The following is a 13,987-nucleotide window of genomic DNA, read 5'->3' on the forward strand; positions in this document are numbered from 1 at the left end:
GTCGGGCCCGTGGGCTGTCCAGTCCCGTTCCGGGCGCGCCGCCTAGACTGTCTGGCGATGTCTGTCACCTCGCCTTACGCCACCGCCCTGGAGCGGATGCCCGTGCGCGAGGGTGCCCTGAGCATCCTCGGATCCACCACTCGGTACTGGGACTACGGCGATCCGGATGCGGCGACCACCCTAGTGCTCGTCCACGGCTTCCGTGGCGACCACCACGGGCTGGAGCCGGTGGTGGCCCAGCTCGACGGCGTACGGATGGTCTCGCCCGATCTGCCGGGTTTCGGAGACTCGACGCCGATGACGGAGGCGCCCCACGACATCGACGGCTACGGCCGCTGGCTGGGGGAGTTCGTCGCGGGCCTGGCGCTGCCGCCGGGAGGCCGGGTCGTCCTGCTCGGGCACTCCTTCGGGTCCATTGTGGTCGCGGGATCGCTGGCCACGCGCTCCGGCACCGGCTCACGGCCGGACGCCGTCGTGCTTGTGAACCCGATCGGTCAGCCGGCGCTGGAGGGGCCGCGCGGCATCTTCACGCGGCTCGCGATCTTCTACTACTGGCTCGCGGCGGTGCTGCCCGAGCGGCTCGGCTTCGCGCTGCTGCGCAATCGCGTGATCGTGCGGGTCATGAGCATGGCGATGGCGAAGACGCGGGATGCGTCGCTCCGCCGCTGGATCCACGACCAGCACGACCGCTTCTTCTCGGCGTTCAGCGATCGCACCGTCGTGCTCGAAGCGTTCCGCGCGTCCGTGTCGCACGACGTCAGCGAATACGCGGCGCGCATCCCGGAGCGGACCCTGCTGGTCGCTGCGGAGAAGGACGACATCACGCCGATCGCGGCCGAGTACCGGCTGCAGACGCTGTTCCCGGATGCGGAGCTCGTGGTGATCCCGGATGTCGGCCACCTCATCCACTACGAGACGCCGGTGAGCGCCGCCGACGCGATCCGCCGCTTTCTGGCCGATGGAGCCGACGGAGCCGACGCGTGAGGGTGCTCTTCGACTGCCGGTACACGCGCATCGGGCGCCACGACGGCATCAGCCGCTACACCGCGGGACTCGTGACCGCGCTCGCGAAGCTCCACCCGGTCACGATGCTCATCAGCGACCACCGCCAGCTGGAACTGCTGCCCGATCTGCCGTGGGAGCTCATCCCGTCGCCCACCGCGGTGGGGGAGCCCTGGGTGGCCCGCACCGTCAACAAGCTGAACCCGGACATCGTCTTCACGCCCATGCAGACCATGGGCGGCTTCGGTCGCCGCTACCGTCTCGTGCTCACGGTGCACGACCTCATCTACTACCGGCACCCGACGCCGCCGCGCGACCTTCCGGCGTTCGTCCGCGGGCTCTGGCGGCTCTACCACCTGGCCTGGTGGCCGCAGCGGATGCTGCTCAACCGCTCCGACGCGGTCGTGACCGTCTCGGAGACCACGAAGGGGCTCATCGCCGAGCACCGGCTGACCAAGCGGCCGGTGTCCGTCGTTCCGAACGCCGCGGACCTGCCCGCACTTGCGCCAGGGCGTGCGGAGCGCACCGCGCCGGAGACGAAGAGCCTCGTCTACATGGGCTCGTTCATGCCGTACAAGAACGTGGACACGCTGGTGCGGGCCGCGTCGTTGCTCCCCGACTACACCCTCCACCTGATGAGCCGGGTGACGGAGACGGAGCAGCGGCGGCTGACGGAGCTGGCACCGGATGCGCGGCTGGTGTTCCACAACGGCGCGAGCGACGAGGAGTATGCGGAGACGCTCGCAGCGGCGACCGCGTTCGCCTCCGCGTCGCACGACGAAGGGTTCGGCATCCCGCTGCTGGAGGCCATGACGCTCGGGACGCCGGTGCTCGCCAGCGACATCCCCATCTTCCGCGAGATCGGCGGGGAGGCGGCGCTGTACTTCTCGCCGGACTCCGCCGAGGAGGTCGCGACGCGCGTGCGGCAGCTGGAGCAGGACGGCGTGTGGGCCGAGCGTTCGGCCGCCGGCCGCGCGCAGGCCGAGCACTACACGTGGGATGCGTCCGCCGCCCGCCTGCTCGCGGTACTCACTGCGACCGCCACCCGCTCCTCCCGCCGCTCCCGCCGCCGCTCATCCAGGGGGCGCAACACGCCGTAAACGCCGCGGCTTAACGGCGTGTTGCGTCCCATGGATGGTGGGGACCGACGGGCCGCTGCTCGTGCCGCCGTCGCCGGCAGCTGCGTCCGTCGCGGTCTGGTTGACGCGACACGCCGTCGCGCGGACCGGCGGCACGGCGTGTCGTGTCAACTACGTGGCCGGGCCCCGCGGATCCATGGGTCGCGACACGCCGTAAACGCCACGGCTTAACGGCGTGTTGCGTCCCATGGATGGTGGCGCGCGGGCTCACATGACGGAGGCGGTGAAGAGGTCGCGGTCCTCCGGGCCGAGGTTGAAGCGGTCCAGGGTCAGCTCGCCGTCCTCGTAGCTGAAGCGGTGCACCGAGCCGTTCGGGATGAGCTCGCCCGGCCCGGGCAGCGCGTGGTCGGTGACGTGCCGCACCAGCGAGGAGATGACGCCGCCGTGGCTCACCACGATCACGTTCTCGCCCGGATGCTGCTCGCCGAGCTCCCGGAGCGCGGGGAGGGCGCGCGCGACGACCTCCTCCCGCGACTCGCGACCGGGCACGGGCGTCCCCTCCGGCCAGCGGGCCAGGATCTGCGCGCCGGTCATGCCCTCGGCCTCGCCGTAGTTCCGCTCGGCGAGCGCCGCCAGCGGCTCCGGGTCGTCGAGGCCGACGTGCCCCGCGATGATGCGCGCCGTCTCGACCGCCCGGGAGAGCGGACTGCTGTAGATCGCGTCGAAACGTCCGCCCGACAGGGCGCGGCCCGCGGTCTCCGCCTGCTCACGTCCCGTGTCGTTCAGCGGGATGTCGCTGGATCCCTGAATGCGCTTGGCCAGGTTCCAGTCGGTCTGTCCGTGCCGAACGAGGGAGATGAAGGTCACGCGCGTCCTTTCGCTGCGGGACGCGGTGCTCCGGTTTCGTCGGCGTGACGGCCGGCTACCCCAGCCGCTTGGCCAGTTCGATCAGTGTCTCCGTCGTCCCGCCATCCAGCTTAACGGTCGCCCGGCCGTCTCCCTTGGTCTGGCCGCGGTTGATGATGACGATGGGGAGGCGCCGGCGCCGGGCCTCCTCGAGGAGACGGATGCCGGAGTTGACCGCCAGCGACGACCCTGCGATGATCAGCGCGTCGGCCGACCGCACCAGCGCGCTCGCCTCGCGGTACTTCTCGGCGGGCACGAACTCGCCGAAGAACACGACGTCGGGCTTCAGGTGGCCGCCGCAGACGGTACAGTCCGGCACGACGAACGCGTCGATGTCGGTGACGATCGCGTCGCCGTCCGGAGCGATCTCGACCGCGCCCTCCGTGTCGAGCCACGGGTTGGCGGCGTCGATGCGGGCGGTGATGGCCTCGCGCGCGAAGATCTGGCCGCAGACCAGGCAGAGCACCCGATCCATCGCCCCGTGGAGGTCGACGACCCGGCGAGACCCGGCCTGCTTGTGCAGGCCGTCAACGTTCTGGGTGATGACCCCGTTCGCGGCACCGGACGCCTCCAGCTGCACGAGCGCACGGTGCCCGTCGTTGGGATGCGCGGCGGCGAACCGGCGGTAGCCGAGGTGGCTGCCCGCCCAGTACCGCTTGCGGTACGTGTCGTCGGCGAGGAACTGCTGGAACGTCATCGGCGTGCGCTTCGGCGCGCCTTCGCCCCGGTAGTCCGGGATTCCGGAGTCGGTGGACACGCCCGCACCGGTGAGCACGGCGAACCGGCGGCCGGTCAGCAGGTCGACGGTCTGGTCGATCCCGCGCGCGAGTTCCGCTGGCAGCGCGGTCGTCAGCGTGGTCACATCCACCTCCAGATCCTCTTCGAGTCTAAACACCGCAGTTTTCCGATTTGTTTCGCGGGCCTGGCAATGTGGATGCCATGCTCCTGCACCGCATCGACGATCTGGAGGCCGGCGGCCTCTCCGACTACTCGCGCCTGACCGACGTCGCGCTCCGCCGGGTGACCGAGCCCGCAGGAGGTCTGTACATCGCGGAGTCCACGAAGGTCATCACCCGGGCGCTGGCAGCGGGGCACCGGCCGCGCTCCGTCCTGCTGCAGGAGCAGTGGCTCCCCGATGTGGAGCCGCTGCTGGAGCGTTACCCGGACGTGCCCGTGTTCGTCGGGGACGCCGCCGTGCTCGAACGCCTGACCGGCTACCACCTGCACCGCGGCGCGCTGGCCGCGATGCACCGCCCGGAGCTGCCCGATCCCGCCGACCTGCTGCGGGACGCGCGGCGCGTCGTCGTGCTCGAGGACATCGTCGACCACACCAATGTCGGGGCGATCTTCCGCGCGGTCGCCGGGCTCGGCGCCGATGCGGTGCTGGTCACCCCGCGCTGCGCCGACCCGCTGTACCGCCGCAGCGTCCGCGTGAGCATGGGCACCGTGCTCCAGGTGCCGTGGACGCGCCTGCCCGAGTGGGATGCGGCGGTGCCGCTGCTGCACGACGCGGGCTTCGACATCGCCGCGCTGGCCCTCGCCGACGACGCCGTCACCCTCGACGCGTACGCGGCCGATCCGCCCGAGCGTGTCGCCCTGGTGTTCGGTGCGGAAGGGGACGGGCTGAGCCGGCGGGCGCTGGCGGCGGCGGACACCGTCGTCACCATCCCGATGCTGCACGGGGTGGACTCGCTCAACGTCGCGTCCGCGTCCGCCGTCGCATTGTGGGCTCTGCGCGCGCGTTCTCAGCGGTCGCATCGGTAGCCCCCGGTAAAATCCCGATCGTGCCCCAGCAAGTCGTCAGTCCTCTTCCGCGCCGTGTTTCGCGGAAGGTGTACCGCCGTCGGCGCACCGTCGTCTTCGGGCTGGTGGCCGCCATCCTCCTCGCCTTCGTCTACGTGGTGGGTTCGCTCGTCGCGCCGGTTCCGGCGACGGCGGCCGTCACCGCGCACGACAAGACCCTGACGCAGCCCGCCGTGCAGCTGGCGTGGCCCGGGTACGGCTCTGCTGCGATCGTCGCGCCCGACTATCCCGGGGCGTCGGCGTCGCACGGGAGCGAGGCCAGTGTCCCGATCGCGAGCATCACCAAGACGATCACGGCCCTGCTGGTGCTGGAGAAGAAACCGCTGAACGGCGACGACCAGGGCCCGAGCATCGCCTTCACCCAGAAGGACGTGAGCATCTGGAACCAGGTGATCGCCGAGGGCGGCTCCTGGGCACCGGTGGTCGCGGGGACCTCGCTGACCGAGAAGCAGGCGCTGGAGGCGATGCTGCTGCCGTCCGCCAACAACTACGCGATCTCGCTGGTGAACTGGGCGTACGGCTCCAGCGACGCGTTCGTGAAGGCGGCGAACGACTGGCTGGCCGCAAAGGGCTTCACCGGCACGAAGATCGTGACGCCGGACGGACTCGATCCGGGCAACGTCAGCACGACGAAGGACCTGATCGGGATCGGCAAGCTGGTGCTCGCCTCCCCGGCGCTGTCGTCGATCGTGTCGCAGAAGAACGCGACCCTGCCGGGCGCGGGCGCGCAGGAGAACACGAACACCCTCCTCGGGTTCGAGGGCATGGACGGAATCAAGACCGGCAACACCGACCAGGCCGGAAACTGCCTCCTGTTCTCGGCCGAGGTCCCGGTCGGGTCGACGAAGGTCCGGGTGCTGGGGGTTGTTCTCGGCGCCCCGACCCACGACGACCTGTGGGCCGGCGTTCAGGCGCTGCTCACGAGCATGAAGGGCGGCTTCCACGAGGTCACGCCGGTCACGAAGGGGCAGGCGTTCGGCACCTACACGACCGCCTGGGGCGCCGCCTCGAAGCTGATCGCGACCGAGACCAAGACGTTCCTGGTGTGGTCGGACACGCCCATCCAGGTGGATCTGCAGACGCGTCCGCTCTCCTCCGGGTTCACCGGCGACATCCTCGGCCAGGGCACCTTCACGCTGAACGGCAAGACGGAGACGGTGCCGCTCGCGCTGGCGAAGGACGTGCCCGACCCCGGCTTCGGCTGGCGCCTCGCCCATCCGGGCGGCTTCGGCACCTGACCGTCAGTCGCGGCCCAGCAGGAACGGGCCGGCGTCGGGCCGCTTCGCACTGACGTGATCGCCGGACGACTGGTGCCGGATGCGGCGGAGCACCCACGGCACCAGGTACTCGCGCGCCCACGAGAGGTCCTCGGCGCGCGCGCGGCGCCAGGTGCGCGGCGGAAGGGGCTCGGGCTCCAGCGGCTGGAGGTCGTTCTCGACGTTGAGCGCGTCGAGCACCATGCGCGCGACGGTGTGGTGACCGAGCGGCGCGAGGTGCAGCCGGTCGGGCGCCCACATCCGCTGATCCTGGATGCCCGTGAGCGCCCAGAGGTCGGCCACGATGCAGTCGTAGCGGGACGCAACGGCGCGGACGTTCTCGTTGTAGATCGCGACTTTGCCGCGGATACCCCGGAAGACCGGCGAGAACCCCACATCCACACCCGTGAAGACCACGATGGTGGCGCCGTCGACGCTCAGCCGCGCGACCGCCTCGTCGAAGAGCTGCGCGATCGCGTCGGGGTCGGTGCCGGGGCGGATCACGTCGTTGCCGCCGGCGGAGATCGTGATCAGGTCGGGGCGCAAGGCGACCGCCGCATCCACCTGCTCGTCGAGGATCTGCTTGATCAGCTTGCCGCGCACGGCGAGGTTCGCGTAGGCGAAGTCGTCGGTCCGGCTGCTGAGGACCTCCGCCACGCGGTCGGCCCAGCCGCGATGACCGCCGGGGCTGCGCGGCTCCGGGTCGCCGATGCCCTCCGTGAAGGAGTCGCCGATGGCGACGTAGCGGGACCAGGGATGCTGAACTTCGGCCATTGTTCCATTGTGCATCGGACGGCGGTGTCGGTGCGCTCGGGTAGATTTGATCCAAGTGGAGACGACAGCAATACCCGAGCCGGACGAGGCCGAAGGGCCCGAACCGGGTGACCTCGAGGCCGGGCGTCCCGGCGTGCACGCCGGAAGCTTCGCGGCGGAGCACCTGTCGCCGTCGTTCCCCGAGCGCGCCGCGTGGGGTACCGCCGGCAAGCTCCGCGCCTGGCAGGCCGAGGCGCTCGACGCCTACTTCGTCCACGAGCCGCGCGACTTCCTGGCCGCTGCGACGCCGGGCGCGGGCAAGACCACGTTCGCCCTCCGCCTCGCGACCGAGTTGCTGTCGCGACGCGTGGTCGAGCGGGTCACGGTGGTCGCCCCGACCGAGCACCTGAAGCGGCAGTGGGCCGAAGCCGCGGCCCGCGTCGGCCTGCACCTCGACCCCGACTTCAAGAACTCCGACGGACGCTACGCCCGCCACTACCGCGGGGCCGCGGTCACATACGCGCAGGTCGCGATGCGCCCCTCCCTGCACAAGGACATCACCGAGGCGCACAAAACCCTGGTCATCCTCGACGAGGTGCACCACGGCGGCGATGCGCTCAGCTGGGGCGATGCCATCCGCGATTCCTTCGAGCGGGCGACACGACGGCTCTCGCTGACCGGGACGCCCTTCCGGTCGGACACCGCGCCCATCCCGTTCGTGACCTACCTGCCCGACCAGCAGGGCATCCGGACCTCGCTGACCGACTACAACTACGGCTACGGTCGGGCTCTCGAGGACGGCGTCGTGCGTCCCGTCATCTTCATGGTCTACGCCGGCCACATGCGCTGGCGCACCAAGACGGGCGACGAGATGGAGGCTCGGCTCGGCGAGGGGAACACCAAGGACATCACCGCGCAGGCGTGGCGGACCGCGCTCGACCCGCGCGGCGAGTGGATCCCGGCGGTGCTGGCTGCGGCCGACCGGCGTCTCACCGAGGTGCGCAACTCCATCCCCGACGCCGGCGGCCTGGTGATCGCGACCGACCACTACACGGCCCGCGCGTACGCGGACCTGCTGCACCAGCTCAGCGGGGAGCCCGTCACGGTCGTGCTCTCGGACGAGAAGGAGGCCAGCGACCGGATCGAGGCCTTCGCGAAGAGCGACTCGCGGTGGATGGTCGCGGTGCGCATGGTGTCCGAGGGCGTCGACGTGCCACGGCTCGCCGTCGGGGTGTACGCGACCAGTGCATCCACCCCACTGTTCTTCGCGCAGGCGATCGGCCGCTTCGTACGCGCCCGGCGGCGCGGTGAGACGGCTTCGGTGTTCCTGCCGAACGTCCCGGCGCTGATGGCGCTCGCGAACGCGATGGAGCTGCAGCGGGACCACGCCCTCGACCGTGTGACCGACGAGAACGCCGAGGGCGACCTGTGGAACCCCGAGGACGCGATGGTCGCCGACGCGAACCGCGAGGAGCGGGCATCGGAGGCGCTGACCGAGGAGTTCGCGTTCGAAGCGCTCGGATCGGAGGCCAACTTCGACCGCGTCCTGTACGACGGCAAGGAGTTCGGAGGGTTCGCGGTGCCCGGGACGGATGAGGAGCTCGACTTCATCGGCCTGCCCGGCATCCTGGAGCCCGACCAAGTGCACGAACTGCTCCTGCAGCGGCAGCAGCGTCAGGCACGCCGCCACTCGTCGCGCCCGGCGACCGCGGACGGGCATGCGCCTGCCCCGCTGCACCGCACGCTGAAGGAGCAACGGCAGCTGCTCAACAGCCTGGTCGGGCTGTACTCGAAGAAATCGGGGGAGGCGCACGGACTCATCCACGCCGAGCTGCGCCGCGTATGCGGGGGACCGGCGGTCGCCCAGGCCAGCGTGACCCAGCTCCAGGCGCGCATCGACTTCCTGCGGAAACGGCTGAACGCCCACTGAGCACCGACATTAGGGTCGGCGAACCTTCCTGGCGGGAGGTCGCCGGGCTTCCTAGGCTGGGCCCATGAGCGAGACGACGGGAAGTGCGGACCGGGTGCCGGAGCAGCATGCGGACGAACCGCACAAGGGTGGACTGGCGCAGCGGCTGAACTGGCTGCGTGCCGGTGTGCTCGGCGCGAACGACGGCATCGTGTCCGTCGCAGCGGTCGTGGTCGGTGTCGCAGGCGCGACCAGCACCGTCCCGGCCATCGTCACCGCCGGGCTCGCCGCCCTCGTCGGCGGTGCGATCTCGATGGCGCTGGGCGAGTACGTCTCGGTGAGCAGCCAGCGCGACAGCGAGCGGGCCCTCATCGCCAAGGAGCGTCGGGAGCTGGCCGAGATGCCGGAGGAGGAGCTCGACGAGCTGACCGGACTGTACGAGGCGCGCGGGCTGTCGCCCGCGACCGCCCGGCAGGTCGCCGTCGAGCTCACCGAGCACGACGCGCTGGCCGCTCACCTCTCGGCAGAACTCGGCATCGATCAGGACGACGTGGTCAGCCCGTGGCACGCCGCGCTGGCCTCGGCCGTCGCGTTCACGTGCGGTGCGGTGCTGCCGATGCTCACCATCCTGCTGCCGCCGCAGGTCCGGATCCCGGTCACCTTCGTCGCCGTGCTGGTGGCCCTCGCGATCACCGGCTACGTCGCCGCCTGGATCGGGGGCAGCACGCGGGGCCGTGCCATGGTACGAGTAGTGGTGGGCGGTGCGCTGGCGCTGGCGGCGACGTTCGCGATCGGCTCCCTGCTCGGGACGACGGTCGCGGGCTAGAACACAAGCGCCGGCGGCGGCCGGCAGCGGCGGCGCGGTCGCTGCGGAAGGATGCGGGACATGGTGGATGCGGAGAACACGGTGGACACGGCCTCGGGCGCTGTGCCGCAGACGGCGCTCCGCGACAAGGCGGCCATTGTCCGCGACTGGCTGCCCCGCTACACCGGGACACCGCTGGAGGAGTTCGGGGACCACATCCTGCTCACCAACTTCGGCGACTACGTGGAACGCTTCGCGGAGTGGTACGGCGCCGAGGTGCGTGGGCGCGACCGGTCGATGCCGAACGCGACCGCCGACGGGATCACGATGGTCGACTTCGGGATGGGGAGCCCCAACGCTGCCACGATCATGGACCTGCTCTCGGCGGTGACGCCGAAGGCGGCGCTGTTCCTGGGCAAGTGCGGCGGGGTAAAGCGCAAGAGCCAGCTCGGCGACCTCGTGCTCCCGATCGCGGCGATCCGGGGCGAGGGCACGTCGAACGACTACCTGCCGCCGGAGGTGCCCGCGCTGCCGGCGTTCCAGCTTCAGCGCGCCGTCTCATCCACTATTCGCGACGTCAAGCAGGACTACTGGACGGGCACGGTCTACACGACGAACCGGCGGGTGTGGGAGCACGACGAGACGTTCAAGGAGTACCTGCGCCGCACCCGGTGCATGGCGGTGGACATGGAGACGGCGACGGTGTTCGCGGCCGGGTTCGCGAACCGCATCCCGAGCGGTGCGCTGCTGCTCGTGTCGGATCAGCCGATGACGCCGGAGGGCGTGAAGACGGCGGCCAGCGACCTCGGGGTGACGCGCGACTTCGTGGAGCAGCACATCCGGATCGGGGTGGAGTCGCTGCGGCTGGTGCGCCGCAACGGCCGCAGCGTGCGCCACCTGCGCTTCGAGGACGACTGAGCCCGGCGCGATTCGTCACGAATGTCCCATTTGGCGGGGTGTAAACGCACATTCGTGACGAATGTGCGTCTTGGCGGAGTGAGAGTGCACATTCGTGACGAAACGGGCGGGGCGGGTCAGCGGAAGTCGCGGGAGACGGTGCGGATGCCGGTGTCGAGCGACTCGAGCTTGTCGGCGACGATGTTCACCACGCCCTCCTCGCTCCGCTCCAGGATGCCGCGCACGATCATCGCCGGAGCCTGCCGGGCCACACGCCGGTAGCGGTTCCACACGCCGACCGGGCACACCACGTTCACCATCCCGGTCTCGTCCTCGATGTTGAGGAAGGTCACCCCGGCCGCCGTCGCCGGCCGCTGCCGGTGCGTGACCACCCCGCCCACCTCGATGCGGCGCCCCGACTCGCCCGCCGCCAGCGTGTCGGCCGGGTAGACCCCGCGCGCGGCGAGCGCCGGCCGCAGGAACCGGATGGGATGGTCGTCGGTCGAGATCCCGGTCGACCACAGGTCGCTGGCCAGCTGCTCGGCGGGGGAGAGCATCGGCAGGAGCGGCGGCTGCACCGTGATCGCCGTCCCCGCCAGGAACTCCGGACGCTCCTGCGCGGCGTTGCCCGCCTCCCAGATCGCCTGCCGCCGGCTCAGGTCGAAGCCCTCGAACGCCCCGGCCGCGGCGAGCGCCTCCAACTGAGCGGTGTTGAGGCCGGTGCGGCGCGCGAGGTCCCCCAGGTTCCGGAACGGGCCGTACGCCTCCCGCTCGGCGACGATCCGCTCGGCGAGCTTCTGCCCGATGGAGGTGACGCCCGCGAGTCCCAGCCGGACGGCGTGGGCGGCGTCGCGCCGGTGCGCGGCGAAGTCGAGGGGAACCGCGGGGTCGAACAGCGCGATCGGCGGCTGGTCCGCCTCCCGGCACGCGTCCGAGCCGGTCGGTCCGGGACGGCTGCCGTCCAGCGGCTCCAGCAGCGGGAACACCCCCGACCGCTGGATGTCCGGCCGCTGCACCACGACGCCGTGCCGGCGGGCGTCGGCGGTGAGCGTCCGCGGCGAGTAGAAGCCCATCGGCTGGGCGCGCAGCAGCCCGGCCAGGAACGCGCCGGGGTAGTGCAGCTTCATCCACGAGCTCACGTACACGAGCAGTGCGAAGCTGATCGCGTGGCTCTCCGCGAAGCCGAAGCTCGCGAACGCCTCGATCTTCCCGTAGATCGCGTCGGCGTCGTCCCCGGTGATGCCGTTGTGCGCCATCCCCTCATACAGCTTCGCCTTCAGCGCGTCGATCTTCTCCACCCCGCGCTTGGAGCCCATCGCCCGGCGCAGCTGGTCCGCATCCTCCGCGGTGCAGTCGCCGACCGCGACCGCCATCTGCATCAGCTGCTCCTGGAACAGCGGGACGCCCATCGTCCGCTCCAGCACGGGGACCAGCGCTGGGTGCAGGTAGGTGACCTCCTCCTTCCCGAGCTTGCGGCGGATGTACGGATGCACCGCGCCGCCCTGGATGGGGCCGGGCCGGATGAGCGCGATCTCGATCACGAGGTCGTAGAAGCTGCGCGGCTGGAGGCGGGGCAGCGTGCCGATCTGGGCGCGGCTCTCCACCTGGAACACGCCGATCGAGTCGGCCCGGCAGAGCATGTCGTACACGCCCGCCTCCTCCTTGGGGATGGTCTCCAGCGACCACTTCTCGCCGAGCGACGCCTCGATGGTCCGCATCGAGTAGTCGAGCGCCGACAGCATCCCGAGACCCAGCAGGTCGAACTTGACCAGGCCCATCCACGCGCAGTCGTCCTTGTCCCACTGCAGCACCGTGCGTCCCTCCATGCGGGCGTGCTCGATCGGGCACACCTCGCCGACGGGCCGGTCGGTCAGCACCATGCCGCCCGAGTGGATGCCGAGGTGCCGCGGGAACTTCAGCACCTGCTGCGCGAGCCCCACCACGTCGTCCGGGATGTCGTGGTCGTCGCTGGTCTGCACCGAACCCCACGAGTCGATCTGCTTGCTCCAGGCGTCCTGCTGGCCGGTGGAGTAGCCGAGCGCCTTCGCCATGTCGCGGACCGCGTTCTTCGGCCGGTAGGTGATCACGTTGGCGACCTGCGCGGCGTTGTGCCTGCCGTACTTGCGGTACACGTACTGGATGACCTCCTCACGCCGGTCGGAGTCGAAGTCGACGTCGATGTCGGGCTCCTCCTCGCGCATGCTGGAGAGGAACCGCTCGAACGGCAGGTTGTACTTGATCGAGTCGACCGCGGTGATGCCGAGCAGGTAGACGACCGCCGAGTTCGCCGCCGAGCCGCGGCCCTGGCAGAGGATGCCCTGGCTGCGGGCGAAGCGCACGATGTCGTGGACGATGAGGAAGTAGCCGGGGAAGTCCTTCGCCTCGATCACATCCAGCTCGCGCTCGATGCGCTCCCGCTTGGCCGGGTTGCGGTCGAGGTCCGGGTAGCGCTCTGCGGCACCCCGCCAGGTCAGCTCGCGCAGCCAGGTCATCGGCGTGTGCCCCTCGGGGACGTCCAGCTTGGGCAGCCGCGGCCGTGCGCTGCGCAGACGGAAGGCGAGGTCGTCGGCGATCTCGACCGTGCGCTCGACGGCGCCCGGGTAGCGGGCGAAGCGGCGGGCCATCTCGGCGCCGCTGCGCAGGTGGGCGGCGCCGGCGGCGGGCAGCCAGCCGTCGAGTTCGTCCAGGCTGCGCCGGGCACGCACGGCCGAGACGGCGGTCGCGAGCGGATACTGCGCCGGGCTCGCATAGTGGACGTTGTTGGTCGCGACGGTCGGAAGCCCGAGCCGCCCCGCGATCCGGGTCAGGATGTCGTTCTCGGTGGAGTCGCGCGGGCCGCTCTGGTCGATCAGTTCGACGAGCACGTTGTCGTGGCCGAACAGCTCGGTCAGCCGGGCGACCTCGCGCTCGGCTCCGCGCTCGCCCTGCTCGGTGAGCGCTCGGCGGACGTCGCCCTTCCGGCAGCCGGTCAGCACCATCCACTCGCCGCCCGACTGCTCGGACAGCTCGTCGAGGCGGTACAGCGGGCGGCCCTTCTCCTCGCCGGCGAGCTGGCCTGCGGTGATCGCGGCGGCGAGACGGTGGTAGCCGCTCTGCTGCCGGGCGAGCACCACGAGGTGGCTGCCTTCGGGGTCGGGCTCGCCGTTCTGCGGCCGGGTGAGGGAGAGGGACAGCTCGGCACCGAACACGGTCTTCACCCGGTCGTACGCCTCCGCCGCCTCGGCCAGGTGGACGACGCCGTACATTCCGTCGTGGTCGGTGAGGGCGAGTGCGTGCAGGTTCAGCCGGGTGGCCTCCTCCAGCAGCTCCTCCGGCGAGGAGGCGCCGTCGAGGAAGCTGAAGTTGCTGTGCGCGTGCAGTTCGGCGTAGGGCACGGCATCGACGGCCGGAGTGTCCGGGATGGGCGCTGGCACGTACTTCTGCCGCTTGCGCGACGAGGGACGCTCGTCGGCAGGCTGGGCGGTGCGCCGTCCCGACAGCTTGCGCTCGAACTCGGCCCACGGGATGGGCGGGTTGTCGAATCCCATCAGTCTCTCCCTCCTTTCCCACCATCGCTTCCTCGATTAATCCGCTGATT

At 70.8% G+C, this 13,987-nt stretch carries 11 protein-coding genes; 7 read left to right on the top strand and 4 right to left on the bottom strand.

Features of this window, described 5'->3' with window-relative positions; genetic code table 11:
• The first annotated feature begins 57 nt into the window (after positions 1 to 57).
• Positions 58 to 984: an alpha/beta fold hydrolase gene (locus P3F85_RS06940; protein WP_374010510.1), complete on the top strand. Its 927-nt coding sequence runs from the start codon at positions 58 to 60 to the stop codon at positions 982 to 984.
• Positions 981 to 2,102 carry a glycosyltransferase family 4 protein gene (locus P3F85_RS06945; protein ID WP_374010511.1) on the top strand — a complete coding sequence of 374 codons (1,122 nt, stop codon included), beginning with the start codon at positions 981 to 983 and terminating at the stop codon, positions 2,100 to 2,102. The genes P3F85_RS06940 and P3F85_RS06945 overlap by 4 nt, the downstream gene beginning before the upstream one ends.
• Before the next feature lie 246 nt (positions 2,103 to 2,348).
• Here the strand turns inward: P3F85_RS06945 and P3F85_RS06950 are convergent, their stop codons facing one another.
• Positions 2,349 to 2,948 carry a histidine phosphatase family protein gene (locus P3F85_RS06950; protein ID WP_374010512.1) on the bottom strand — a complete coding sequence of 200 codons (600 nt, stop codon included), beginning with the start codon at positions 2,946 to 2,948 and terminating at the stop codon, positions 2,349 to 2,351.
• 55 nt (positions 2,949 to 3,003) lie between these two features.
• Positions 3,004 to 3,849 (bottom strand): Sir2 family NAD-dependent protein deacetylase, encoded by an 846-nt coding sequence (locus P3F85_RS06955; RefSeq protein WP_374010889.1) that lies wholly within the window; start codon positions 3,847 to 3,849, stop codon positions 3,004 to 3,006.
• 77 nt (positions 3,850 to 3,926) lie between these two features.
• On the opposite strand from P3F85_RS06955, the gene P3F85_RS06960 reads away from it, so the two are divergent.
• Together P3F85_RS06960 and P3F85_RS06965 are read left to right on the top strand one after the other, a co-directional pair.
• Positions 3,927 to 4,751: a TrmH family RNA methyltransferase gene (locus P3F85_RS06960; protein ID WP_374010513.1), complete on the top strand. Its 825-nt coding sequence runs from the start codon at positions 3,927 to 3,929 to the stop codon at positions 4,749 to 4,751.
• Positions 4,752 to 4,771: 20 nt separating this feature from the next.
• On the top strand, positions 4,772 to 6,028 hold the full coding sequence (locus tag P3F85_RS06965) for a D-alanyl-D-alanine carboxypeptidase family protein (RefSeq protein ID WP_374010514.1): 1,257 nt from the start codon (positions 4,772 to 4,774) through the stop codon (positions 6,026 to 6,028).
• A 3-nt stretch (positions 6,029 to 6,031) separates the two neighbouring features.
• Here P3F85_RS06965 and P3F85_RS06970 read toward each other — a convergent pair whose 3' ends face one another.
• Entirely contained in the window at positions 6,032 to 6,820 is a 789-nt protein-coding gene (locus tag P3F85_RS06970; RefSeq protein WP_374010515.1) for an SGNH/GDSL hydrolase family protein, read from the bottom strand.
• A gap of 133 nt (positions 6,821 to 6,953) precedes the next feature.
• On the opposite strand from P3F85_RS06970, the gene P3F85_RS06975 reads away from it, so the two are divergent.
• The 3 genes from P3F85_RS06975 (at position 6,954) to P3F85_RS06985 (ending at position 10,431) form a co-directional block, all read left to right on the top strand.
• The gene (locus P3F85_RS06975; protein ID WP_374010890.1) at positions 6,954 to 8,729 is read left to right on the top strand and encodes a DEAD/DEAH box helicase; all 1,776 of its coding nucleotides are present in this window, start codon (positions 6,954 to 6,956) and stop codon (positions 8,727 to 8,729) included.
• A 64-nt stretch (positions 8,730 to 8,793) separates the two neighbouring features.
• Complete coding sequence (locus tag P3F85_RS06980; protein WP_374010516.1) at positions 8,794 to 9,534, top strand: VIT family protein; 741 nt, start codon at positions 8,794 to 8,796, stop codon at positions 9,532 to 9,534.
• A 60-nt stretch (positions 9,535 to 9,594) separates the two neighbouring features.
• A complete protein-coding gene (locus tag P3F85_RS06985; RefSeq protein WP_374010517.1) occupies positions 9,595 to 10,431 on the top strand; it encodes an AMP nucleosidase in 837 nt (278 codons plus the stop codon).
• 116 nt (positions 10,432 to 10,547) lie between these two features.
• Here the strand turns inward: P3F85_RS06985 and P3F85_RS06990 are convergent, their stop codons facing one another.
• Positions 10,548 to 13,937: an error-prone DNA polymerase gene (locus P3F85_RS06990; RefSeq protein ID WP_374010518.1), complete on the bottom strand. Its 3,390-nt coding sequence runs from the start codon at positions 13,935 to 13,937 to the stop codon at positions 10,548 to 10,550.
• Positions 13,938 to 13,987 lie beyond the last annotated feature (50 nt).

It is taken from the genome of Leifsonia sp. T36S-04 (assembly GCF_042465655.1).
Classification (GTDB): domain Bacteria; phylum Actinomycetota; class Actinomycetes; order Actinomycetales; family Microbacteriaceae; genus Leifsonia.

Bases quoted from the DNA above. Each gene is read 5' to 3' on its own strand.
- P3F85_RS06940 (WP_374010510.1), top strand. From the start codon at position 58: ATGTCTGTCACCTCGCCTTACGCCACCGCCCTGGAGCGGATGCCCGTG.
- P3F85_RS06960 (WP_374010513.1), top strand. From the start codon at position 3,927: ATGCTCCTGCACCGCATCGACGATCTGGAGGCCGGCGGCCTCTCCGAC.
- P3F85_RS06970 (WP_374010515.1), bottom strand. From the start codon at position 6,820: ATGGCCGAAGTTCAGCATCCCTGGTCCCGCTACGTCGCCATCGGCGAC.
- P3F85_RS06980 (WP_374010516.1), top strand. From the start codon at position 8,794: ATGAGCGAGACGACGGGAAGTGCGGACCGGGTGCCGGAGCAGCATGCG.
- P3F85_RS06985 (WP_374010517.1), top strand. From the start codon at position 9,595: ATGGTGGATGCGGAGAACACGGTGGACACGGCCTCGGGCGCTGTGCCG.
- P3F85_RS06990 (WP_374010518.1), bottom strand. From the start codon at position 13,937: ATGGGATTCGACAACCCGCCCATCCCGTGGGCCGAGTTCGAGCGCAAG.